The 23,253-nt window shown below is 72.3% G+C and carries 15 protein-coding genes and 1 pseudogene; 9 read left to right on the top strand and 7 right to left on the bottom strand.

Annotation, left to right across the window (positions count from 1 at the left end; all coding sequences use genetic code 11):
* The first annotated feature begins 85 nt into the window (after positions 1-85).
* The gene (locus tag AB0917_RS22255) at positions 86-1,126 is read left to right on the top strand and encodes an NAD(P)-dependent alcohol dehydrogenase (RefSeq protein ID WP_366821362.1); all 1,041 of its coding nucleotides are present in this window, start codon (positions 86-88) and stop codon (positions 1,124-1,126) included.
* A 328-nt stretch (positions 1,127-1,454) separates the two neighbouring features.
* Positions 1,455-3,128 carry a ribosomal protection-like ABC-F family protein gene (gene abc-f / locus AB0917_RS22250; protein ID WP_366821360.1) on the top strand — a complete coding sequence of 558 codons (1,674 nt, stop codon included), beginning with the start codon at positions 1,455-1,457 and terminating at the stop codon, positions 3,126-3,128.
* Here the strand turns inward: abc-f and AB0917_RS22245 are convergent.
* The 6 genes from AB0917_RS22245 to AB0917_RS22220 form a co-directional block, all read right to left on the bottom strand.
* Entirely contained in the window at positions 3,089-3,595 is a 507-nt protein-coding gene (locus tag AB0917_RS22245) for an NUDIX domain-containing protein (RefSeq protein ID WP_366821359.1), read from the bottom strand. The two genes, abc-f and AB0917_RS22245, sit on opposite strands and share 40 nt — an antisense overlap.
* Positions 3,596-3,704: 109 nt before the next feature.
* Positions 3,705-4,115 (bottom strand): PTS fructose transporter subunit IIA, encoded by a 411-nt coding sequence (locus AB0917_RS22240; protein ID WP_366821358.1) that lies wholly within the window; start codon positions 4,113-4,115, stop codon positions 3,705-3,707.
* The gene (dhaL, locus tag AB0917_RS22235; protein WP_366821357.1) at positions 4,112-4,726 is read right to left on the bottom strand and encodes a dihydroxyacetone kinase subunit DhaL; all 615 of its coding nucleotides are present in this window, start codon (positions 4,724-4,726) and stop codon (positions 4,112-4,114) included. The genes AB0917_RS22240 and dhaL overlap by 4 nt, the downstream gene beginning before the upstream one ends.
* Positions 4,727-4,787: 61 nt before the next feature.
* A complete protein-coding gene (dhaK, locus tag AB0917_RS22230) occupies positions 4,788-5,780 on the bottom strand; it encodes a dihydroxyacetone kinase subunit DhaK (protein WP_366821356.1) in 993 nt (330 codons plus the stop codon).
* Positions 5,781-5,871: 91 nt separating this feature from the next.
* Complete coding sequence (locus tag AB0917_RS22225; RefSeq protein WP_366821355.1) at positions 5,872-6,852, bottom strand: hypothetical protein; 981 nt, start codon at positions 6,850-6,852, stop codon at positions 5,872-5,874.
* Entirely contained in the window at positions 6,849-7,430 is a 582-nt protein-coding gene (locus AB0917_RS22220) for a sigma-70 family RNA polymerase sigma factor (RefSeq protein ID WP_366821366.1), read from the bottom strand. The genes AB0917_RS22225 and AB0917_RS22220 overlap by 4 nt, the downstream gene beginning before the upstream one ends.
* An 82-nt stretch (positions 7,431-7,512) precedes the next feature.
* Here AB0917_RS22220 and AB0917_RS22215 point away from each other — a divergent pair, with 82 nt between their 5' ends.
* Entirely contained in the window at positions 7,513-7,728 is a 216-nt protein-coding gene (locus AB0917_RS22215) for a hypothetical protein (RefSeq protein ID WP_366821354.1), read from the top strand.
* A 227-nt stretch (positions 7,729-7,955) separates the two neighbouring features.
* Here the strand turns inward: AB0917_RS22215 and AB0917_RS22210 are convergent, their stop codons facing one another.
* Positions 7,956-8,378, bottom strand: coding sequence for an arsenate reductase ArsC (locus AB0917_RS22210; RefSeq protein ID WP_366821353.1), 423 nt, complete (start codon positions 8,376-8,378; stop codon positions 7,956-7,958).
* 96 nt (positions 8,379-8,474) lie between these two features.
* Here AB0917_RS22210 and AB0917_RS22205 point away from each other — a divergent pair.
* The 6 genes and pseudogenes from AB0917_RS22205 to AB0917_RS22180 form a co-directional block, all read left to right on the top strand.
* Positions 8,475-8,657, top strand: a pseudogene (locus tag AB0917_RS22205) (helix-turn-helix domain-containing protein); the annotation flags it as partial.
* Positions 8,654-9,742: an ACR3 family arsenite efflux transporter gene (gene arsB / locus AB0917_RS22200; RefSeq protein WP_366821352.1), complete on the top strand. Its 1,089-nt coding sequence runs from the start codon at positions 8,654-8,656 to the stop codon at positions 9,740-9,742. The pseudogene AB0917_RS22205 and the gene arsB, both read left to right, overlap by 4 nt.
* Before the next feature lie 72 nt (positions 9,743-9,814).
* Positions 9,815-10,876 (top strand): ArsO family NAD(P)H-dependent flavin-containing monooxygenase, encoded by a 1,062-nt coding sequence (locus tag AB0917_RS22195; RefSeq protein ID WP_366821351.1) that lies wholly within the window; start codon positions 9,815-9,817, stop codon positions 10,874-10,876.
* A gap of 292 nt (positions 10,877-11,168) precedes the next feature.
* Positions 11,169-12,425, top strand: a complete 1,257-nt coding sequence (locus AB0917_RS22190; protein ID WP_366821350.1) for an MFS transporter — start codon at positions 11,169-11,171, stop codon at positions 12,423-12,425.
* The gene (locus tag AB0917_RS22185) at positions 12,425-15,811 is read left to right on the top strand and encodes a beta-ketoacyl synthase N-terminal-like domain-containing protein (RefSeq protein ID WP_366821349.1); all 3,387 of its coding nucleotides are present in this window, start codon (positions 12,425-12,427) and stop codon (positions 15,809-15,811) included. The genes AB0917_RS22190 and AB0917_RS22185 overlap by 1 nt, the downstream gene beginning before the upstream one ends.
* The gene (locus AB0917_RS22180) at positions 15,808-23,148 is read left to right on the top strand and encodes a MupA/Atu3671 family FMN-dependent luciferase-like monooxygenase (RefSeq protein ID WP_366821348.1); all 7,341 of its coding nucleotides are present in this window, start codon (positions 15,808-15,810) and stop codon (positions 23,146-23,148) included. The genes AB0917_RS22185 and AB0917_RS22180 overlap by 4 nt, the downstream gene beginning before the upstream one ends.
* Positions 23,149-23,253 lie beyond the last annotated feature (105 nt).

Genomic DNA, 23,253 nt, shown 5'->3' with positions numbered 1-23,253 from the left:
GGGGAGCGCGGGGCGACAAAGGACATGCGGGACACGGGGGCGACGGAGAGAAACAAGGGAAGCAAGGAAGAAGCGAGGAGACCCCATGAAAGCCGTTCAGTACCGGGCCGTCGGCGCCGCCCCCGAGGTCGTCACCGTGCCGGACCCCGAGCCCGGCCCCGGCCAGGTCCTGCTGAAGGTCACCGCCGCCGGTGTCTGCCACTCGGACATCGCGGTGATGAGCTGGTCCGCCGACCAGATCCCCTTCCCGCTGCCCCTCACCCTGGGCCACGAGGGCGTCGGCACGGTCGCCGCCCTCGGTGACGGCGTGGACGGCCTCTCCGTCGGCGACTCCGTCGCGGTGTACGGGCCCTGGGGCTGCGGCACCTGCGTGAACTGCGCCGAGGGTAAGGAGAACTACTGCCTGCGCGCCGCGGAGCTCGGCATCATGCCGCCCGGACTCGGCGCCCCCGGCGCCATGGCCGAGTACATGATCGTCGACGACCCCCGCCACCTGGTGCCGATCGGCGGTCTGGACCCGGTGAAGACGGTGTCGCTCACCGACGCCGGGCTCACCCCGTACCACGCGATCAAGCGCTCGCTGGCCAAGCTCGTACCCGGTTCCACGGCCGTCGTCATCGGCACCGGAGGCCTCGGCCACGTCGCGATCCAGCTCCTGCGCGCCATGACGGCCACGCGGGTCATCGCGCTCGACGTGAGCGAGGAGAAGCTCGACCTGGCCAGGGCCGTCGGCGCACACGAGGCCGTCCTCTCCGACGAGAAGGCGGCGGCCCGCGTCAGGGAGCTGACCGGCGGGCTCGGCGCGCACGTCGTGCTGGACTTCGTCGGCGCCCCGCCCACCGTCGAGACCGCCGGCGCCGCCGCCCGGGTCGACGGCGACGTCACGATCGTCGGTATCGGCGGCGGCACGCTGCCCGTCGGCTTCGGGACGCTTCCGTACGGCACCAACGTCAGCGCCCCCTACTGGGGCTCGCGCAAGGAGCTCGCCGAGGTCCTCGACCTGGCGCACGCGGGGGCCGTCGACGTCCACGTGGAGACGTACTCGATCGACGAGGCCCCCCTCGCCTACGAGCGGCTGCACGACGGCCGGGTCAAGGGCCGCGCGGTCATCCTGCCGAACGGCTGAGCCCGCACCCCCGTGCGCCGGGGGCGGGGCCGGGGAGAAAACCCCTGGGCACCGCCCCCGGCGCACCGTTACACTCGATGCCATGCGTTCGTACTACTTCTTCCGCTGATTCCCGGCCCGGACAGCCGCCGCACGACGTCCGACAGCTGACGTCATCGGCCCAGGCACCCCGTCGGCCGCCGAGCACCGCCCGTGACCTCACCGGGCGGGACCCGGTCGTCTCCGCCTCCGGCGTGCCGCTGTCACCTCGCCGTCCGGTATCCACGCCCCGCCCCCGCGCGTCCTCGCACGCGCCGCCGCGGGCCGTCACCCAGGGAAAAAGGCATCCATGCGCGACCGCGCCCAACTGACCATGAAGGACGTCTCCAAGGCGTACGGGGACCGCTCCGTACTCGACCAGGTGACGCTCACCGTCCGCCCCGGCGAGAAAGTCGCCGTCATCGGCGAGAACGGCTCGGGCAAGTCCACCCTGCTCCGGCTGCTGGCCGGAGCCGAACGCCCCGACAGCGGCGAGATCACCGTCCGCTTCCCCGGCTCCACCGGCCACCTCGCCCAGACCCTCGCCCTCGACCCGTCCGACACCGTGCAGGACGCCGTCGACGCCGCCCTCGCCGAGCTCCGCGCACTGGAGCGCTCCATCCGCGAGGCGGAGGAGGCGCTCTCGGCGGGCGAGCCCACCGACGCGCAGCTCGCCGCCTACGGAGACCTCCTCACCGCCTACGAGGAGCGCGACGGTTACCGCTCGGACGCCCGCACCGAAGCGGCCCTCCACGGCCTGGGCCTCGCCCACATCACCCGCGACCGGCCGCTCTCCACCCTCTCCGGCGGCGAACAGTCCCGGCTGGCCCTGGCCTGCGTCCTGGCGGCAGCCCCGGAGCTGCTGCTCCTGGACGAGCCCACCAACCACCTCGACGTACGGGCGGTGAACTGGCTGGAGGAGCACCTGCGCGCCCACCGGGGCACCGTCGTCGCCATCACCCACGACCGGGCGTTCCTGGAGCGGGTCACCTCGGTGATCCTGGAGGTCGACCGCGACCTGCGCACGGTCATCCGGTACGGGGACGGCTGGGACGGCTACCGCGCCGCGAAGGCGTCGGCCCGCCGCCGCTGGGCCCAGGAGCACCAGGAGTACCTGAGCGACCTGGCCCGGACCGAGGAGCTGGTGGAGGCCGCCGGACAGCGCCTCGCGGCGACGGGCAAGGACCCGAAGCAGGGGTTCGGCAAGCACCGCCGCTCCCACGAGGCCAAACTCTCCGGCCAGGTCAGGGCGGCGCGCACCCGCCTGGAGGCGCTGCGCCGCACCCCCGTACCCGCCCCGCCCAAGCCGCTCGCCTTCACCGGCCGCCCGGCCCTCGCCGCCGCCGACTCCGGCACCGGCCCCCTCGTGGAGCTGGACGGCGTCTCGGTGGGGGAGCGGCTCCACCTCCCCGCCCTGCGCGTGGAGCCCGGAGCCCGCCTCCTGGTCACCGGGGACAACGGGGCCGGCAAGACCACCCTCCTACGGGTCCTCGCCGGGGACCTGGCCCCCGACACCGGGACGGTCCGCCGTCGCGGCCGGATCGGCTACCTCCCGCAGGAACTGCCCGCGCGGCCGACCGGGCGCACCCTGCTCGCCACCTTCGCCGCGGGCCGTCCCGGCTTCCCCGACGAGTACGCGGACGAGCTGCTGGAGCTGGGCCTGTTCCGCCCCGAGGACCTCGGCGTGCCCGTCGCGGCGCTCTCCATCGGCCAGCAGCGCAGGCTCGCCCTGGCCAGGCTGGTGGTGCGGCCGGCCGACCTGCTGGTGCTCGACGAGCCGACGAACCACATCGCGCTGAGCCTGGTGGAGGAGGTGGAGGCGGCGCTCGCGCAGTACCCGGGAGCCGTGGTCGTCGTCTCGCACGACCGCAGCTTCCGCGCCCGCTTCACCGGGGACGTCCTGGAGCTGCGGGCCGGCCGCCCCGTCCCGTCCCCGGAACCGGCCTACGCCTCCGGGGAAGCGGTGGCGTCCCCGAGCACCTGAGCGCGCAGCCGCTCCACGAAGACGCGCTGGCCCGCGATCAGCCGCTCGGCGGCCTGCTCCGGCGTGCACCAGGCGAACCGGTCCATCTCCGGGAACTCCTGCTGCGCGCCGGAGCCGCGCGGCCACTCCATCGTGAACGTCCCCGGCACCACGGACGCCACATCCAGCTCCGCCTCCACCGCCCACACGGTCACCCGCTTGCCGCTGCGCTGGCGCGCCTCCCCGAGCGGCAACCACTCCCCGTCGGGCACGGGCAGCCCCAGCTCCTCCTCGAACTCCCGCCGCGCGGCCGCCGCCGGATCCTCACCGGGGCCGTACTCACCCTTCGGCACCGACCAGGCAGCCGCTTCCCGCCCCGCCCAGAACGGCCCGCCCATGTGCCCGATCAGCACCTCGACACCCCGCTCACCTCCCGTACCCGTGGTCCGGAAGAGAAGAAGACCCGCGCTGCGCCTGCCTGCCGACATGTCGCCAAGTCTGCAAGCGCCGCAGGCGGTACGCCAACCGGCGGGCCGCGCACACGGAAGGGGACGGAGCCGCCCGGGCCCCGCCCCCTTCCGCGCGTGGCGCGGCTCCCTACACCTTGCGGTAGCCGTACGCCTCCGAGGCCGCCGCCTCCACCGCGCCGATGTCCCCGCCGGACGACGCGGTCACCACGGCGGCGACCGCGCCCTCCACGAACGGCGCGTCGACCAGCCGCGTGTCCGGGGGCAGCTCATCGCCCTCGGCGAGCATCGCCTTCACCGTCAGGACCGCGCTCCCCAGGTCGACGAGGACCGCGACGCCGACGCCCCGGTCCACCGACGCGGCGGCCCGGCCGATCAGCTCGGCGCTGGTGCCCAGCCCGCCGTTCGGCAGCCCTCCCGCCGCCGCGACGGGGGCCGTCACACCCCCGGCGGCCAGGTTCCGGGCCAGTTCGGCGACCGATTCCGCGACCGCCCCGCTGTGCGAGACCAGCACGATGCCCACCTGCGGCTCGTCGCTCATGCCTGGGCACCCCCGTCCCCCGCGGCCTCGGCCAACGCCTTGACCAACAGGGCCGCCGAGGTCGCGCCCGGGTCCTGGTGTCCGATGCTGCGCTCGCCGAGATAGCTGGCCCGCCCCTTGCGCGCCTGCAACGGCACCGTGGCCCCGGCACCCGCGCGGGCCGCGTCCGCGGCTCCCCGGAACGACAGGGCCAGAGCCTCCGCCGCCGGCAGCAGCGCGTCCAGCATCGTCTTCTCCCCGGCCTGCGCCCCGCCGAGCTGCCCGACCGCGGCGACCCCCGCGGCGAACGCCTGGGCGAGCTGTTCCTGCGTCACCTCGGCGTCCTCGCCGAGCGCCTTGCCCGTACGGCGCAGCAGCGTGCCGTACAGCGGTCCGGACGCCCCGCCGACGGTGGAGATCAGCTGCCGCCCCGCCAGGGCCAGCACCGCACCCGGAGTCGCGGGCGCGTCCTTCTCCAGCACGGCCGCCACCGCCGCGAAGCCGCGCTGAAGGTTGCTGCCGTGATCGGCGTCCCCGATCGCCGAGTCCAGCTCGGTCAGTCGGCCCGCCTCACGGTCCACGGCGGCCGCGGTGGCCGCCATCCAGCGGCGGAAGAAGTCGGCGTCGAGCACATGATCTCCTGTTCCCCGGGCCTGTCCGGCGCGGTTCGTACGAGTACGGTCGGCACGGGGCTCAACGGCCCCAGCGGAGCGCGGGCGTCGCCACGGGCGCGTCCCACAGCCGTAGCAGCTCCTCGTCGACCTGGCACAGCGTCACCGAGCAGCCTGCCATGTCGAGAGAGGTCACGTAGTTACCCACGAGCGTACGAGCCACCGGCACACCCCGCTCGGAGAGCACCCGGTGGACCTCGGCGTTGAACCCGTACAGCTCCAGCAGCGGCGTCGCCCCCATCCCGTTCACCAGCGCCAGTACGGGACCGGTCGGCCGGAGATCCTCCAGCACCGCGTCCACCGCGAAGTCGGCGATCTCGCCCGAGGTCATCATCGGCCGCCGCTCCCGCCCCGGCTCGCCGTGGATGCCGATGCCCAACTCCAGCTCCCCGGAGGGCAGATCGAAGGTCGGGCTCCCCTTCGCCGGAGTGGTCACCGCGCCGAGGGCCACCCCGAAACTCCGAGAGGACCCGTTGACCTGCCGGGCCACCGAGACCACCCGCTCCAGGGGCGCGCCCCCGTCCGCCGCGGCCCCCGCGATCTTCTCGACGAAGAGCGTGGCCCCCGTACCGCGCCGCCCGGCCGTGAACGTGCTGTCGCTCACCGCCACGTCGTCGTCCACGACCACCCGGGCCACCTGTATGCCCTCGTCCTCGGCGAGCTCGGCGGCCATCTCGAAGTTCAGCACGTCACCGGTGTAGTTCTTGACGACGAAGAGGACCCCCGCCCCGCTGTCCACCGCGGCCGCCGCCCGCACCATCTGGTCCGGCACTGGTGAGGTGAACACCTCCCCGGCACAGGCGGCCGACAGCATCCCGGGCCCGACGAACCCGGCATGCAACGGCTCGTGCCCCGACCCGCCCCCGGAGACGAGCCCCACCTTCCCGGCCACCGGGGCGTCCCGCCGCACGACGACCCGGTTCTCCACGTCGACGGTCAGTTCCGGATGAGCGGCCGCCATCCCCCGCAGGGCATCGGCGACCACGGTCTCCGGAACGTTGATGAGCATCTTCACGTCTGTCTCCTAAGCATGCGGAAGGACGGCCGGCCCGCGTGGCATCTACGCCGGCCCGGACGGGCGTTGCAGTCCCTGGTCGACAGAGCCCTCACGAGTCGGCGGAGACCATGGTGTTGCTCGGTTCGGCCGCGATGACCAGGACTCCCGGCTCCGCTTCCAACGGTGTCGATGCGCGCCTGATCAGCGGTTCCCATTCCTCGGGCCAGGTGGTCGACGCGTTCCAGCGGACGCCGGTCAGGAAGGTGCCTTCGAGTCTGGCTTGCCGCAGGTCCTCTCCGACGAAGTCGTTGCTGACCTTCTGGACCATCGCCACAGCCCGCGACAGGTCGTGGGCCTTGGACCACGCCTGTTCGATGTCATCGGCGAGGTCTCGGGTGACCATCTCCGCATCCATGTTGCTGTCGAACGCGGCGAACATCGGCACCAGCTCCTCCCTGAGGAGCTGACGGGCATCGTGGACGGCTCGCTGAAGCGGGGCGGCGTGGGTCTGGAGTGACTCCTCCACCGCGACCAGGTAGTCCGACGACGGAGGGGCGGCGGTGTCGGTGGGCGGGCGTTCCGTGAGGCGCCCGGCCTGTTCCAGCAGGTGTCCCAGTTGCTGTACCGAGGCGTGCACCTGGGTGTCGGCCTCCTCGAACTCCAGCAGGCTGATGACGGTCTCGGTGATGCTGCGGGCGCCGGCCAGGGCGGGCATGAGCTCTTCGAGCCCGTAGGACTGGGCGGCTTGCAGGGCATCACTGCGGTACTTGATGCGTACGGGAGCGAGCCGGTCGGCGAGGGGGTGCCCATGGGGAGGAAAGGGTCCCAGGTACTCGGTTGACGACTGCTCCCGTTCGGGGCTGCCGAGGTGGGTGAGGCGCCGGAAGACGGAGGCCCCCAGCCCACGGTGTGCCGTGGCCAGCATCCGGCCGAGAGTCACATCGGGGTCGCGCAGTTCCGGGGCGCCCCCCTGGGCCGACAGGCGGTCCTGCACCGCCAGGGCGAGGGCCTGGTTCGAGGCGGCGAGAAGTTCGTCCAGAGCCCGGTCGCAGCGCCATCCGCGTGTCACGTGTGCCGGGTCGCCGCTCATCTCCCTCCCTCCTTCGCTGTTCGCTCTGCCCCGCTGTCCAGGTTCAGGCCGGTCTTCAGGGCCGTCCGGGCTCGGGTGAGGTTCTGCCGGACCGCTGCCGGCGTGGTGCCCATGGCACGCGCGCTTTCCTCCGTGGTGAATCCGTCGAGGGTCCATGCCATGGCGGCGCGCTGTTTGGCGGGCAGCGCACGGAGCAGGTTGATGACGGTCCTGCTCTCTTCATCAAGTTCGGCCGCATGGGCCGGGGTCTGCCAGCGCATCGTCAGTTCGTGTGGTTCGGGAGGTTCGGAGCAGAGTTCCTCGGGGGCGATCTTCTGCTTCACCCACGATCGCCAGGCGACTTTGCGCAGCCACGCTTTGGGGTGGGCGATGGACAGTCCGGGGGCGCACATCTGCGTGAAGGCGTCCTGGGCCGCGTCCTGGGCCGCGGTCCAGGACGCACCGTTGAGGAGAAGGAAGCGGATCAGAGCGGGATACTGCTCCTGGTGGAGAGCTTCGGCGAGTTGGCGTCCGGGTAAGGGGGCGGGGGCGTCCTGTAGCGGCGCTGTGACAAGTTCAGCGCCGGCGGCTTCCTCCATCACGGCCACCCCCGTTCCCCTGGGAAGCGGCGTGTACGTGTCTGTTCTTCGCGTGTTCTTGGAGCGTCCCCCAGGGGACGGTGTGGCGGACACGTTCGGTGAGGCCCTGGTCCGCGATGCGGGCCAGTTCCACCTGCGTGCTGAGCCTGTGGCGGACGATCTTCACCGCGCCGCTGACGATGCTGACAAGTACGGTGGCGACCGCCCCTGCCACGACCGGATCCACTTCGTGGTCTCCTTCCTGTCCTGGTCTGCCAGGTGCCTGAATGGACAGGCGTTGTACAACAGTGCTCTGTGAGGGCTCAGTTGTGACATCTTGCAGGTCAGGCGCGGCTTGACGGGGCGAGTCGGCGGGTCGAGCCGGGCGAGGTGCTTCTGCCAGGTGTGGGCGTCGAGTAACAGGCGTGCGCGGCGGGCCTGTTCGTCCGTTGTGCCGAACCGTCGGTGTTGGCCGGGTGGGCGAGGGGCGCGAACCGGCAGAGGGCGCGGGAGAGGTCCCGCCGACGACGACCTCGCGGGCCTCGCTCAGGCGGTCCGCTCCGGGTTCGCGGGTGCGATCTCCTCGATCAGGTTCTCGACCAGCTTCCTGATCTCGTCGCGGATCGGGCGTACGGCCTCGATGCCGCGGTCCACCGGGTCCTCCACCGTCCAGTCGAGGTAGCGCTTGCCGGGGAAGACGGGGCAGGCGTCGCCGCAGCCCATGGTGACGCAGACGTCGGACGCCTCGACCGCGTCGACGGTGAGGGCCTTGGGCGTCTCGGCGGCGATGTCGACGCCGGCCTCGCGCATGGCCTCGACGGCTGCCGGATTGACCTGATCGGCGGGGGCGGAGCCGGCGGAGCGGACCTCGATACGGTCTCCGGCCAGGTGCGCCAGCCACGCGGCGGCCATCTGGGAGCGGCCGGCGTTGTGCACGCAGACGAACAGGACGGAGGGCTTCTCGGACACGGCGGTCTCTCTTGTCTCGCGGTGAAATCAGGTACGAATGACTTCAGCACCTGGTGGTGTCAGTGGTCACTGATGTGACAGTATCAGCCCATGATGACGTCAGTAGGCGCTGAACAGATCCCATCGCTGCGCGAGGCCGGCGTCGTGGAGAGCGAGCCCTGTGGCCGCTTCACCTGCTACAGGCTCCGCCCGGACGTCATCGCCCAGCTCGCCGGCCGGTTCACCGACCTGGCCGGCTCCGCCCGTACCGCCGCCGAGAACAGGAGTGCCTGTCCGTGACCCCCACCCAAGCGCCCGCGCCCGCCCAGGAGCCGTCGGTCGTCGCGAAGCTGTCGACGCTCGACCGCTTCCTCGCCGCCTGGATCCTCCTGGCCATGGGCCTCGGACTGGGGCTGGGCCGGCTGATCCCCGGGCTGAACGACGCGCTCGCCGCGGTCGAGATCGGCGGCATCTCGCTGCCGATCGCCGTGGGCCTGCTGATCATGATGTATCCGGTCCTGGCCAAGGTTCGCTACGACCGGCTCGACGCCGTCACCGGCGACCGCAGGCTGATGGTCTCCTCGCTGGTCGTCAACTGGGTCCTCGGCCCGGCGCTCATGTTCGCGCTGGCCTGGACCTTCCTGCCGGACCTGCCCGAGTACCGCACCGGCCTGATCATCGTCGGCCTGGCACGCTGCATCGCCATGGTCATCATCTGGAACGACCTCGCCCGCGGCGACCGTGAGGCCGCGGCCGTCCTGGTGGCGCTGAACTCCGTCTTCCAGGTCATCGCCTTCGGCGTCCTGGGCTGGTTCTACCTCGATCTCCTGCCCGGATGGCTCGGCCTCGGTGACGGCGAGCGCCTGGACATCTCCGTCTGGAAGATCGCGCTCAACGTCGTCATCTTCCTCGGAGTCCCGCTGGTCGCCGGCTTCCTGACCCGCCGTATCGGCGAGAGGAGGATGGGCCGCGAGTCCTACGAGGTGAACTTCCTGCCGAGGATCGGCCCTTGGGCCCTCTACGGCCTGCTCTTCACGATCGTCGTCCTCTTCGCCCTCCAGGGCAGGACCATCACCTCGCAGCCGCTGGACGTCGTCCGGATCGCGCTCCCGCTCCTCGTCTACTTCACGGTGATGTGGTTCGGCACGTTCCTCCTCGGCAAGGCCATCGGCCTGAACTACGACCGCACGGCGACGCTCGCCTTCACAGCCGCCGGCAACAACTTCGAGCTCGCCATCGCGGTCGCCATCGCCACCTTCGGCGTCACCTCCGGCCAGGCACTCTCCGGAGTCGTCGGCCCGCTCATCGAAGTCCCGGTGCTGGTCGCCCTGGTCCACGTCTCGCTGGCCTGGCGCAAGAAGTTCGCACAAGCGGGGACGGAGTAGAGCGCCGTGCCGCATCGTGAGGCCGCCCGGCCCCGCACGACGGGGCAGCCACCCAGGAAAGGGGTACCCGCCATGGAAGGGCACGTCGATGTGGTCGTCGTCGGCGGCGGCCAGGCCGGACTCGCCGCCGGCTACCACCTGCGCCGCCGTGGCCTGGACTTCGTCGTCCTGGACGCCCAGGCCGCGCCCGGCGGCGCCTGGCAGCACGCGTGGGACTCGCTCCGCCTGTTCTCCCCCGCGGCGTACTCCTCACTGCCGGGCCGCGTCATGCCGGGGCAGCCGGGAGAGACCTACCCGGACGCGCGGCACGTGGTCGACTACCTGAGCGACTACGAACGACGCTACGGCCTTCCCGTCGTCCGCCCCGTCCGGGTCGAAGCGGTCCACCGGGACGGCGGCCGCCTACGGGTCGAGACCGATGCCGGGACCTGGCGTGCCCGTGCGGTGATCAGCGCCACCGGCACCTGGTGGCGCCCGTTCGTCCCCGCGGTTCCCGGGCGTACCGCATTCCCGGGCGCCCAGCTCCACACCGTCGGGTACCGCCGCCCGGCCGATCTCGCCGGACAGAAGGTCGTGGTCGTCGGCGGCGGCAACTCCGGTGCACAGATCGCCGCCGACCTCGCGCGGGCCACCGACCTCATCTGGGCCACCCAGCGGCCGCCCCGGTTCCTGGCCGACGCCATCGACGGCCGTGCGCTCTTCGACCACGCCACCGCCCGCCGCCGTGCCCTCGACGAAGGCCGCGCCGACACGGGAGGCGTCGCCTCGCTCGGCGACATCGTCGCCGTACCGGCCGTACGAGCGGCGCGCGACGCCGGACTCCTCACCGCCCGGCCGATGTTCCACCGGCTCACCACCACCGGCATCGAATGGGGCGACGGCACCCACGCCGAGGCGGACACGATCATCTGGTGCACCGGCTTCCGCCCCGCCCTGTCCCACCTCGCGCCGCTCGGTCTGCGGGGGCCGCGCGGGCACATCTCCACCACGGGTACCCGGGCGGTGGGGGAGCCGCGCCTTCATCTCCTCGGCTACGGCGACTGGACCGGCCCCGCCTCCGCGACCCTCATCGGCGTCGGCCGTCCCGCCCGCGACGCCGCCGCGGCCATCGCGCAGCTGCTCGGCCTCGCCTGACCCGCTCGGACCTGCCGGGCGCTCCCGCTCCTCGGCGGAGGCCGGGCGATCCCGACCCACCGGTGTGTCGGCCATGGCCCCGATCGGGAGCGGCGCGAAACCCGTGGCAACTGAAGCTTCGAGAGCTTGGTGTGAAGCCCGTGCCGGGTGGGCAGAGCTTGACGGAATTGGCAGGTGCATGAGTGGCTCGCGTTCGGTGGGAGGGAGCGGCGTCGGGGGTCGGCGCGGCATCTGCAGACGGCCCGGCGGGCGACCCGCACTGCTTCCGTGTGCGTCTGTCGAAAGGGTGTGAATGAAGCGCTTCCGGCTACTCGTTCTTGGTAACGGCCTGTCCTCGTACGGCAGTTACCTGAACATGGTGGCGTTGAACGTCTTCGTCTACGACGTCACGGGAAGTGCCCTGGCCGCAGGGCTCTTCATGGCCGTACGGCTCGGGGCGAGTGTGGCGTCGGGCTTTGTGAGCGGGCGCCTGGTCTCGGCCTACGACCGCAAGCGCCTGATCATCTGTGCGGACCTCGGCCAGGCCGTGGCCCTGCTGGCGCTGCTCATGGCCCCGGAGGCCGGCCGGCTTCCCCTGCTGTACTGCCTCGCCGTGGTCACCGGGGGCTGCTCGACGCTCTCGCAGGTGGCTCTGCGGAGCAGCATCCCGGAGATCGTGGGGGCCGAGCACCGGGCCCGCGCCAACGGCCTGCTGGTGACCGGCCGTTCGCTGGCGATGATCGCCGGATTCTCGTCGGCGGGTGTCGTGGTGGCACAGCTCGGATACACGGCGGCCTTCGTGCTGGACGCGTGCACCTTCCTGGTATCCGCCACCATTCTCATGCTGCTGCCGATCCGCACGAGGGCGCGGTCCGAGAAGAGTGAGGGCGCCGGGGAGAGCGAGCCGGGCACCAAACGCCGTTCCCTCCGGCTGCTGTGGGCCGCGGCGCCGGTGCTGATGGCGATGATCGCCCTGCGATCCGTGGACGGGCTCGGCTCCTCCTCGCACAACGTCGCGCTGCCCGTCTACTCCAGCCTGCTCGACCCCGAGCATCCGGCCACCTTCATCAGCCAGTTCTGGGCGACCTGGGCGGTCGGCAACATCATCGCCCAACAGGTGCTGGCCCGTTACACCCGCCGGAGCGGCCGCACCCTGGGCGAGCGGGCCTTCGCGATCGGCGCCTGCATCATGTCGGGAGCGTTCATCATCGTGTTCAGCGGTCTGCCGACCGGGCTGACGCTCGCGACGGCACTCGTCGCCGGAGCGGCGGACGGAATCACCGAAGTCGTCTACGTGTCACGCCTCCAGGCGGTCCCCGACAAGGAGCGCGGACGGCTCTTCGGGCTCTCCGCCTCGGTCGAGAACGCCGGGTTCGGGCTGGGGATGCTGGTCAGCGGCTTCCTCCTGGAGTCCTTCTCCCCGTTCCAGGTGGTCGCCTCCATGCACGGCCTCGCCATCGCCGGGTGCCTCGCCCTCCTGGCGTACCTCGTACTGCGCCGTTCCCCGGCCGGGCCGGACGACCCGGTGCGACCACCCGCCGACGGCGTCTTACGCGAGGAACGCGGCTGATGGGCATCGGCGGGGAGGACCCGCGCATCGCCGTGGTCGGGATGGCCTTCCGGCTTCCCGGTGCGGACACGCCGGAGGACCTGTGGCGCGTCATCCGCAACGGCGAGAGACGCTTCACCCGTTTCAGCCGGGACGAGCTGAAGGCCGCGGGCGTTCCCGAGGAGCTGTACCGGCGCGACGACTTCATCGGGGCCTCGGCCGTCCTGGACGACATCTCCGGGTTCGACGCCCGGCACTTCGGGATGAGCGCCCGTGAGGCCCGCCTCACCGACCCCCAGCACCGTCTGTTCCTGGAATGCGCGCAGCACGCACTGGAGAACGCCGGCTACCCCGACGAGCGGGACGGGAAGCGGATCGGGGTCTACGCCAGCGCCGGCTACCACCTCTACAACATGCAGTCCTACCTGCTCAACAACGTGCTGCCGAACGAGGACATCAGCGACTGGCTGGCCGGCATGCAGGTGATGGTCGGCAACTTCACCGACTTCAACGCGACCCGGGTCGCCTACCGGCTCGGCCTCACCGGCCCCGCCGTCAACGTGCAGACGGCGTGCTCCAGTTCACTGGTGGGAGTGCAGCTGGCCGCCCACTCCTTGCTGCTCGACGAATGCGACATCGCCCTGGTGGGTGCCGGTTCCCTCCACGTCCCGCAGGTCCTCGGCTACCACTACGTCAAGGGATCGATCCTCTCCCGGACCGGCGGGCTGCGGGCGTTCGACGCGGCGGCGAACGGAACCGTGGGAGGCACCGGCGTCCTGGCCGTCGTACTCAAACGGCTGTCCCGCGCGCTCGCGGACGGAGACACCGTCCACGGCGTCATCCGCGGCTGGGGCGTCTGCAACGACGGCTCCGGCAAGAAGACGTACGCGGCTCCCAGCGCGCGAGGCCAGCGCAACGCCGTACGCCGGGCCCTGGACCACGCGGGCGTCGGCGCGGACACCATCGGCTACCTGGAGACCCACGGCACCGGGACCCTCAAGGGCGATCCCATCGAGCTGGAGGGAGCGAGGGCGGCGTACCGCCAGGACACGGACCGGACCGGATACTGCGCTCTCGGGGCGGTCAAGAGCAACATCGGCCATCTCGACGTGGCATCGGGGCTGGCCGGTCTCGTCAAGGCGCTGCTGGTGCTCAAGCACGGGGTCATTCCGCCGATCGCCGGCTTCACCGAGCCCAATCCGCTGCTCGGACTGGAGACCAGTCCGTTCTACGCCCCCCGCACCCTGCGGCCGTGGCCCGAGACCGGCACCCCTCGGCGGGCCGGTGTCACATCGCTCGGAATCGGCGGTACCAACGTCCACCTCGTCCTGGAGGAGGCCCCCGAGCCCGCACCGCGTACTGCCGTCAACGCCCCGCCCGATGTGCTCCTGGTCTCCGCGACGAGCGCGGAAGCCCTGGCCGACAACGTACGGTCCCTGCGCGATGTGCTCCGCAGACGGACCGCTCTGCCCCTGGCGGACCTCGTCACGACCGCCGCCCTCGGGCGCTCGCACGGCCGTTACCGCGTCGCGGTCCGGGGGAGTACACCGTCCCGGCTGGCGGACGCCCTGGACGCCTGGCTCTCCCGCCCCGCTCCGCCCGCTTCCCCCGGCGGCCCCGTCCCACCGCGCGACGCGGTCGCCCGGGTGGTGTTCCAGTTCACCGGCCAGGGGTCCCTGCGCTCCGGAGCGGCGGCGGACCTGTACGAACGGTTTCCCGTCGTACGCGAGGTGCTCGACGCCTGCGAGGCACAGCACCGCCGCCTCACCGGTGAATCGATACTGCGGCGCCTCCTCACCGAGGAGGCCGACGCCCCCGGGGACCGCTGGCCGACCGCGACGGCGCAGCCGGCCCTCTTCGCCCTGCAGTGCGCCCTGGTCCGGCTCTGGGACGAGTCGGGCATCCGCCCCTGGGCCGTGACGGGCCACAGCGTCGGAGAGTACGCGGCGCTCTACGCGGCCGGGTCCCTTTCGCTGGCCGACGGCCTCGAACTCACCGTCGAGCGGGGCCGGTTGATGCGGGACCACTGCGAGCCGGGCGCCATGGTGGCCGTGGCGCTGGAGCGGGAGGCCGCGGCGGAGCTGGCCGCCTCGCACCCCGGCCTGGAGCCGGCCGTGACCAACGGAGCGCGCTCCCAGGTCCTGGCAGGACCCGACGCGGAGGTGGACCGGGTGTGCGCCGTGCTCGACGACCGGGGCGTCCCGTACGAACGTCTCGCGGTGGACCGTGCCTTCCACACCGCCGCGATGGAGCCGATGCTCGACGCGTTCGGGCAGGTCCTGGCGAGGACCGCCCTCACCCCCGTACGGACCCGCTTCGTCAGCTCGCTCGACGGCCGGATCCGCGAACCCGGCTGGACGCCCGGCCCGGACCACCTGGTGCGCCATGCCCGTGAGCCCGTCCGCTACGACGCGGTGCTGAGGTCCCTCGCCGGCGAACGGCCCGACGCACTCGTGGAGATCGGACCGCACACCACGCTCAGCGGGCTGGCCCGCCGCTTTCTGCCGACGGTGCCGGCGATCCCGTCGCTGCATCGCGGCACCGGACTCACAGCGCTCTTCGGTGCCGCCGCGGCCCTGCACCGCGCGGGAGCGGATGTCCGCTGGGAGACGTTCCTGGCGGGCACCGGAGGGCGGCGCGTCCCGCTGCCCGGCTATCGCTTCCAGCACCGCCCCTACTGGATCGGGGACCCTCCCAGGCCCCCCGGCCCCATGTCCCCGGCAAGAGAGGAACGCACTGTGACGGCAGAGACGATGGAGACCACGCGGTTGCTGGACGGCATCCTGGGTGTGCTCTCCCGGGCCTTCGGCGAGGACCTGACCTCGCTCTCGGCCGACACCCCGTTCTTCGACCTCGGTGCGGACTCGCTCCTCATGATCAATGTGCTGCGGGAGATAGAGCAGGAGCACCGCGTCAGAGTCACGATGCGAGAGCTGTTCGACGAGACGGGAACCCCCCGACTGCTCGCCGAGCTGGTCGCGGCGCGGCTGCCCCGGGAGTACGGAACCGTCCCGCAGCCCGCCACCGCGCCTGTCACCGCGCCCGCCCCGCAGCCCGTCACCGAGCCCGTCCCACAGCCCGTCATGGCGTCCGCGTCCGTCCCGCAGCCCGTCACCGCGCCCGTGCCGGTCCCGCGGCCGAGCGGGGTGGAGCCCGTAGCCGCCCAGCCGTCGGTCCCGGCGCCTCAGCGGCCCGCCGACCCCGCCCCGGCCTCTGCCCCCGCCCCGGCCCCGCAGGACACCGGACTCGTCACCCGGCAGGAGTACCTGGAGTTGGCCGAGCGGGTCCAGGAGCTGTCCCGGATCCAGCTCCAGATGCTCTCCCAGCTGTCCCAGCTCTCCCAACTGCTCGCTCCGCGGACCGACGCAACGGGTGCACCTCTGGCCGAGGACCAGGTGGCCCGGTGAACGAGCAGCAGAAGATCACGGCCGGCCTCGACCGGGACCTGGCCGCGATGGCCGAACTCGCCGACCGCGTCACCGAGCGGATAGCCGCCCGGCAGGCTGTGCCCGGTGGCGGCACGAGACCGCCTCAGGTGCACGGGCCGCGCGTCGAGGTCGCCCCCGATGCCGGCATGGTCGACGCCGCCTCCCCCCACTCTCAGCAGAAGCACCTCGACGACCTCGTACGCCGCTACACGGCACGGACAGCGGCCTCCAGACGGCTCGCCCAGCGCCACCGACGCAGACTCGCCGACAGCAGGGCTGTCGTCGGGTTCCGCAGGACGACCAAGGAGATGCTGTACCCGGTGGCGGCCCGTCGTGCGGAGGGCGCACGGATCGAGGACATCGACGGCAACAGCTACACCGACATCACCATGGGCTTCGGCGTGCTCCTCTTCGGCCACGAACCCGACTTCGTCCGGGAGGCCGTACGCGAACACCTCTCCCGGGGCATCCGGCTCGGCCCGCGCAGCGTCGAGACGGGCGCAGCCGCCGAGCTGCTGTGCGAACTGACCGGGATGGAGCGGGTGGCGTTCGCCAACTCGGGTACGGAGGCCAACGCCGCGGCGATCCGTCTCGCCCGTGCCGCCACCGGCCGCGACCGGATCGTCACCTTCCAGGGCTCGTACCACGGCCACGCCGACCAGGTCCTGGGCCGGCAGGCCGGCCAGGAAGGGACCGTGCCCGTCTCCCGGGGCATCCCCCGCAGCGCCGTATCCGAGCTGACCGTTCTCGAGTACGGCAGCGAGGCGGCCCTGCACGCGATCGAACGGGACGCGGAACGGATCGCCGTGGTCATCGTCGAACCGGTGCAGAGCAGACACCCCTCGCTCCAGCCGGTCGGGTTCGTCCGCAAGCTGCGAGAGCTGACGGAGCGTCATGGCATCGTGCTGATGTTCGACGAGATGCTGACCGGGTTCCGCCCCGCCCTCCGGGGCGCGCAGGAGCTCTACGGTGTCACCCCGGATCTCGCCACCTACGGCAAGCTCCTCGGCGGCGGATTCCCCATCGGCGCCGTCGCGGGCCGCGCCGACATCATGGACGGGATCGACGGCGGCCACTGGAGTTACGGGGACGACAGCGGCCCCACCGCCGACACCACCTTCTTCGGGGGCACCTACCTGCAACACCCCGTATCGATGACGGCGGCCCACGCCGTACTCACCCATCTCCGGGAGCAGGGCCCGCCCTTGCAGGAACGGCTCAACGACCGGACGACCGAACTGGCCACCGGACTCAACGAGTTCTTCGCGGCCGAGGAATTCCCGCTGCGGATGGGCTGGTTCGGGTCCCAGTTCCGCTTCGAGCACCGCGCCGACATGGAACTCCTCTACTACCACCTGATGTTGCGCGGCGTGCACGTATGGGAGTGGCGCAACTTCTTCCTCTCCACGGCCCACACCGACGGTGACATCGAGTATGTGGCCGAGGCCGTGCGGGGGTCGCTGCGGGACCTGCGGCAGGCCGGCTTCTTCCGCTCCGACCCGGGCCCGTCCCGGCGGCCCGGCCCCGGCCGGGCCGCCCCCACGAAGGCGCCGGCTCTCCCGGAACCGGTGACGGAAGCCATGACCGGGCCAGCGACCGGGGCAGCGATCGAGGCCGTGATCGAGGCCGCGACCGGGGCCGCGGGCGTGGGCGCGGGGGCGGCCGGAGGTGCGGCCGAGCCCGTCGCCGAAGCAGGGCACCGGCCCATGGCCGCCCCCGCCTCCACGGCGCTCACGCCGTCACGCCGCGCGGACTTCAGCCTCTACTTCTTCGGCGACTATCCGCAGGACGGGGCCGGGCCGCAGGAGGGCCGCTACGAACTGCTCATGGAGGCGGCCCGGTTCGCCGACCGGCACGGGTTCGAGGCGCTGTGGATGCCCGAGCGGCACTTCAACTCCTTCGGCGGCCTCTTCCCGAACCCCGCCGTCCTGGCGGCGGCCCTGGCCCGGGAGACCCGGCGCATCCGCCTCAACGCCGGCTCGGTCGTCATGCCCCTCCACGACCCGATCCGGGTGGCGGAGGAGTGGTCCATGGCGGACAACCTCTCCGGCGGACGCGTCGGCCTCGGCGTGGCGAGCGGCTGGAACGCCGACGACTTCGTCTTCTTCCCCGAGCGGTTCGGGCGCCACAAACAGGAGATGTACGACCGGCTGGAAGAGGTACGGAGCCTCTGGCGCGGCGAGCCACTGCGCCGCGCCACCGGGGACGGTGAGCGGGAGATCCGGCTCCACCCCCGTCCCGTACAGCCGATGCCGCCGCTCTACACAGCGGTGGTGGCCAACCCGGAGTCGTACGAACGCGCCGCCGCGCACGACCTGGGCATCGTGACCAACCTGATGACCCAGGACATCGACCAGCTCCGGGAGAACATCGCCCGCTACCGCCGAGCCCGAGCACGCCACGGCCTGGACCCGGACGCCGGGCGGGTCGCCGTCCTGCTGCACACCTACCTCGGCGAGGACCACGACACCGCCCGTACCGACGCCTTCGAGCCGATGGCCCGCTACATGCGCGCCTCCCTGTCCCTGTTCAGCGGCGTCACCAACAGCCTCGGCGTCACCACCGACCTGAAGTCGCTCAGCGAGGACGACCTGGACGTGCTCTTCCGGCGGGCCTACAGCCGGTACTGCGATCAGCGGGCCCTGATCGGCGACGTGGAATCCGCCCTGCCCGTGGCCGAGGCGGTGGCCGACGCGGGCGCGGACGAGATCGTCGCGCTGGTCGACTTCGGCGTCAGCGCGGACCAGCTGCGCGCCGGCCTTCCCCGGCTGGACGCCCTCCGCCGCCGCCACAGGGACCGGGAGCCCTGCGCACCGGGAGCGCCCCTCTCACCCGGCCAGGAGCGCATCTGGTTCCTGGAACGCCTGCTCCCCGGGCGCACCGCCTACAACGAGGTGAAGGCGATCCGCCTGCGCGGCCCGCTCGACACCGAGGCGCTGCGCAACGCCGTACGACGGCTCGTCGCCCGCCACGAAGGGCTGCGCACCGTCTTCCGGGCAGCCGGAGACTCGGCGGTCCAGCTGGTACGGGACTCCTCGGAACCCGACTTCGCCGTGGTGGACGGCGCCCTGGCGGCCGAGAGCGCCGTACGCGAAGCACTGGCCCAGGAGAGCGCCCGCCGCTTCGACCTGGAGAACGGACCGCTGTTCGTCACCCGGATCGTCCGGACCGCCGCCGACGAGCACGTCCTGGTCCTGTCCTTCCACCACATCGTGGTCGACGCGGCCTCGGCGACCGTCCTGTGCCGGGACCTCTCCGCCCTCTACCGCTCGGAGCTGGAGGGCACCGAGGCCGCTCTGCCCGAACTGACCTGGAGCTACGCCCAGCACGCGCGCGAGCAGCGCGCGGCGGCGGACGGCCCCCGTGCCGAGCGGGACCTGGCGCACTGGCTGCGTGTGCTCGGCGGTGACCTTCCGGTCCTCGAACTGCCCACCGACCGGCCCCGTCCGGCCGAGATGACCTCCGAGGGCCGCGCGGTCTTCCGCTCCCTCGATCCAGGCCTCAGCGACCGGCTCAGACAGCTGAGCCGCACGCGACGCGCCACGCTCTTCATGACCCTGGCGACCGGCTGGGCGGCCATGCTCCAACGGGTCACGGGCCAGGAGGACATCGTCATCGGCGTCCCCGTCTCCGACCGGCCGCAACGGGCCGAGGAGCTGATCGGTTTCTTCGTCAACACGGTGGCTCTGCGGATCGACCTCACCGGCGACCCCGGATTCACGGCGCTGCTGGACCGGGTGCGTGCCGTCGCCCTCGACGCCTACGACCACGCTGCGACGCCGTTCGACGAGGTGGTGCGGGCCCTGGCTCCACCCCGTGGGACGGACCGCACACCGGTGTTCCAGGCGCTCGCCGAGTTCCAGGCGGACGAGCCGTTCCGCCTCGACCTCCCCGGCGTCGAGGCGGTCGCCCTGGACGCGGGCCCCGACAAGGCGCTGACCGACCTGACGGTGTACTTCACCGACCGGCCGGACGGTGTCCGATGTCATCTGGAGTACAACGCTCAGCTGTTCGACCCGGCCACCGTCGACCGGTTCTTCACCGTCTTCCGCGACCTGCTGACCGCCGCCGTCGAACGGCCGGCCACGCCGCTCTCCCTGCTCGCGCGGGTACCGGCCGAGGGCGACGAGGTCCCGGAGAGCTGGGGCAGCGGCCCCGTGCGACCGGTGCTCGACACCACCGTCCACGACTGGATAGCCCGGCAGGCGGCTGAGCACCCCGGCCGGACCGCGGTGGTGTGCGGGGACGACACGTTGACGTACCGGGAGCTGGACGAGGGAGCGGAACGGCTCGCGGCCGTGCTCACGGAGCTGGGGGCGGGAGAGGGCCGGGCGCCTGTGGTCGCGGTCCGGCTGCCCCGGGGCGCGGAGTTCGTCACCGCCCTGCTCGCCGTGGTGCGGGGCGGCTGCGCCTATGTGCCGCTGGATCCGGCGCTCGGCGCTGCCCGCGCCGCCCAGGTCATCGCCGAGAGCGGCGCCCGGCTGGTGATCAGCGGACCGGACGGGGTACGGGAGCTGGGGCTGCCCGCGTCGGTGAAGGTCGTCGGACCGGACGCCGTACCGACCGGAGACACCGGGGCCGGCACCCGCCCGGCACCGGGCGGCGGGGCCTCGTCCCCGTTCGCCGTCATCTACACCTCCGGCAGTACCGGCACGCCCAAAGGCGCTGTGCTCACCCACCGTTCCATCGTGGATCTCTGCCAGTGGCACCACGCACGCTTCGCGCCGGCCGGCGCCTACCGCAGCGCCGTCGTCTGCGGCCAGAGCTTCGACGCCTCCCTCATGGAGATCTGGCCGGCCCTGACGGCGGGCGGCACCCTGGTGGTGGCCGACGACGAGGTCCGCCGCGATCCCCTGGCCCTGGCCCGGTGGTTCGCCGACCAGGACATCGCCTTCAGCATCATGCCGACGGCCCTGGGGGAGGAGGTGCTCCGTCTGCCCGCGGCCGATCAGCCCCCGCTGCGCCATCTGCTGATCGGCGGCGAGACGCTCCGGAGCCGGCCGAGACCCGAGGCACCCTACGAGACGCTGAACGTCTACGGTCCGACGGAGGCGACCGTGCTGTGCGTCGTCGACACGGTCGTACCCGCGGCCGACGACACCGTCAAGGACGAGGAGATGGACGCCATCCCGATCGGTCGTCCCGTCGAGAACGTGACCGTGCGCGTCGTGGACACCTCGGACAAGCCGGTACCCATCGGCGCGGTGGGGGAACTCCTGGTCGGCGGTCCCGGCGTGGCCGAGGGCTATCTGCACCGGCCGGACCTCACGGAGGAGAGATTCGCGACCTGTACGGAGGGCGGGAGGGAGACCCGCCGCTACCGCACGGGCGACCTGGTCCGCTGGACGCCGGACGGGCGGCTGGTGTTCGTGGGCCGCACCGACGACCAGGTGAAGATCCGCGGATTCCGGGTGGAGCCGGAGGAGGTGGCGCGGGTGCTGGGCCGTCTCGACGGGGTCCGCCAGGCGGCCGTCATCGGCCGGCGCCGGCCCAACGGCGAAACGATTCTCGCCGCTTATGTGGTGCCCACCGAGCCGGCCTCCGCAGACACGGCGGAACAACGGCTCCGTACGGACCGATGGGCCCGGGAGCTGAGCCACCGCCTGCCGGAGTACATGGTGCCGCGCACCTGGTGCACCCTGGCCAGCTTGCCGTTGAACAGCAGCGGCAAGCTGGACCGGACGCTGCTCCCGCCGGCCGCCCCCCTCGCCCCGGCGGACACCGACGAGGCCCGCAAGCCTGACGGCCCGCCGCCCGAGGCCGTGCCTCCCACCTCCGTGGAGAGGGGGCTGCGTGATCTCTGGGCGGCCGAGCTGTACCTCCCCGAAGTGGACGTCGATCCGGATGTCTCCCTCTTCGACCTGGGCGGGCATTCCCTGACCGCGATGAGGCTGGTCAACCGCATCCGGGAGATGTGGGGCGTCGAGTACCCGCTGACACGCCTCTACCAGGAGCCCACGCTCCGCGCCCTGACGGAGTTCGTGGACGGGGGCGGCCGGCCGGGGCGGGTGGTCCGCCGCGGCCCGGCCACCGAACAGCAGACCCGCTTCGCCACCCTGCACTCCCGCCACGCCAGGCCGCAGGTCTTCAACGTGGCCCTGCGCGTCACCTTCTCCGGCCGGCTGGAACCCGCGGCCCTGCACGCCGCACTGGAGAACGTGGTGCGGCGTCACGAGTCCCTGCGGACACGTCTCGTACGCGAGAGCTCCGGCACCTGGCGACAGGAGGTGCTCGCGTTCCGGCCGCTCGACCTGCCCGTCGACGACCTCACCTCGCGAGCGGAACCAGAACGGCGGGAACAGCTGCGCCGACTCGCCGAGCAGGCGACGGAGACAGCCCTCGACCCCTTCACGGGGGACGTCCTCTCCGTCCGCCTGCTGCGCACCGGTGCCGAGGAGTGGGTGCTGCTGTTCGTGACGCACCATTGCACGTGCGACGGGTGGGCCCTGACCACCCTGCTGAAGGAACTCGCCGCGTTCTACCGTGCGGCTGTCACCGGAGCCGGACACGGTCTGCCGCCCGCGGCACCCCAGCAGGTGGAGTACGCCCATTGGCAAGCCGCCCACCAGGAGGCGACCGACGGGCGCCGTACCGACTACTGGCTCGACGAGCTGGCCGACGCCCCCTTCACCCTGGACCTGCCCCTGGACCGGCCGAGGCCGGACGCGCTCAGCGGCCGGGGCGGGGTCATCCGGTTCACGGTCCCTGCCGAGGTATGGGCCGCTGTGGAGCGGCTGGCCGCCCGGCGCTCGACCACACCCTTCGTGGTGGCGGCGGCCGCGCTGGGCCGACTGCTGACGACCAAGGCCGAGCAGGACGACGTGGTGATGAACATCTCCTACGCCGGCCGGGAGAGCCGTGAGTTCGAGTCCCTGGTGGGCTGCACGGCCACGGGGTTCGCCCTGCGGGTCCGCGACGCTCGCTCCGGCTCCTTCGCCGAGCTGACGGACCGGGTCACGCGCACGACCGTCCTGGGCATGGAGCACGCCATGCCGCCACGCCGGGTGGCCCCGGTGATGCGGCAGCGCAGGGGTATCCGCATCCCGGACGGCCTGGCCATCGGCCTGGCCTACGAGAGCTCGCTGGACACCGGGATCGACATGCCGGGACTCACCACCACGGTGGATGAGATCGCCCCCTCGGCTTCCCGGTCGGAGTTCATCATGGTGCTCTCCCCGGCCGGCGACGCTCTGGAGGGAGCGGTGGAGTACTCGGCGGATCTGTGGGACGCGGCGACGGTCGAGGAGTGGTCGCGGGAGTACGTGCGGCTGCTACGGGAGGGAGCGGAGGAGACCCTCACCGGCGAGGCGGGCTGACCTCTGGGGGGAGACGACGCTCGCGGAGGCTGTTGACCGGCTTCGGCGCCGAGCGCGATGAAGCCACGGAGCCGGGCCCGCCCCGAGCCCGGACGGAGAAGTCCG

Source organism: Streptomyces sp. NPDC007346 (assembly GCF_040703535.1).
Taxonomy (GTDB): Bacteria; Actinomycetota; Actinomycetes; order Streptomycetales; family Streptomycetaceae; genus Streptomyces.
Note: the sequence above shows the minus strand (reverse complement) of the source record. Positions and strands in the feature narration are given on the sequence as shown.